Genomic DNA, 1,177 nt, shown 5'->3' on the forward strand with positions numbered 1-1,177 from the left:
TTTACACGAGGATTTTCGACACGACGCCGGATCCGACGGTGCGGCCGCCTTCGCGGATGGCGAAGCGCAGGCCTTCTTCCATCGCGATCGGGGCGATCAGCTCGACGGTGAACTTCAGGTTGTCGCCCGGCATCACCATCTCGGTGCCCGAGGGAAGCTCGACCGTGCCGGTCACGTCCGTCGTGCGGAAGTAGAACTGCGGGCGGTAGTTGGCGAAGAACGGCGTGTGGCGGCCGCCTTCCTCCTTGGTCAGGATGTAGACCTCGCACTCGAACTTCGTGTGCGGCGTCACCGAACCCGGCTTGCACAGAACCTGGCCACGCTCGACCGCGTCACGGTCGATGCCGCGCAGAAGAACGCCCACGTTGTCGCCCGCCTCGCCGCGATCCAGCAGCTTGCGGAACATCTCGACACCCGTGCAGGTCGTCTTCTTGGTGTCGCGGATGCCGATGATCTCGAGCTCGTCGCCCACGTTCACAACACCACGCTCAACCCGGCCGGTCACAACCGTGCCACGGCCCGAGATCGAGAACACGTCCTCGATCGGCAGCAGGAACGGCTGGTCGACCGCCCGCTGCGGCGTCGGGATCGACGCGTCAACCGCCGCCATCAGCTCGCGGATCGAGTTCTCGCCGATCTCCGGATCGCGGCCCTCGAGCGCCGCCAGCGCCGAGCCCTTGATCACCGGAATGTCGTCGCCGGGGAAATCGTACTCGGTCAGAAGCTCGCGGATCTCCATCTCGACAAGCTCGAGAAGCTCCTCGTCATCCACCTGGTCGACCTTGTTCATGTAGACAACCAGCGCAGGCACGCCAACCTGGCGCGCAAGCAGGATGTGCTCGCGGGTCTGCGGCATCGGGCCATCGGCCGCCGAAACCACGATGATCCCGCCGTCCATCTGCGCGGCGCCCGTGATCATGTTCTTCACGTAGTCCGCGTGGCCGGGGCAATCGACGTGCGCGTAGTGACGGTTCTCGGTCTGGTACTCGACATGCGCCGTCGAGATCGTGATCCCCCGCGCCTTCTCCTCCGGTGCACCGTCAATCTGGTCGTAATCGCGAAACTCGCCGAAATACTTCGTGATCGCCGCCGTCAGCGTCGTCTTGCCGTGGTCAACGTGTCCAATCGTCCCGACGTTCACGTGCGGTTTGGAGCGTTCAAACTTTTCCTTAGCCAT

Annotated in this window: 1 protein-coding gene; it reads right to left on the minus strand. The window is 64.1% G+C overall.

The features are described 5' to 3' along the window. Position 1: 1 nt before the first annotated feature. On the minus strand, positions 2–1,177 hold a 1,176-nt coding region (gene tuf / locus B9Y97_RS17840; protein ID WP_085526585.1), incomplete at its 5' end, for an elongation factor Tu.

The sequence above is a fragment of the Maritimibacter sp. HL-12 genome, from assembly GCF_900177545.1.
In the GTDB taxonomy this organism is placed as follows: domain Bacteria; phylum Pseudomonadota; class Alphaproteobacteria; order Rhodobacterales; family Rhodobacteraceae; genus Sinisalibacter.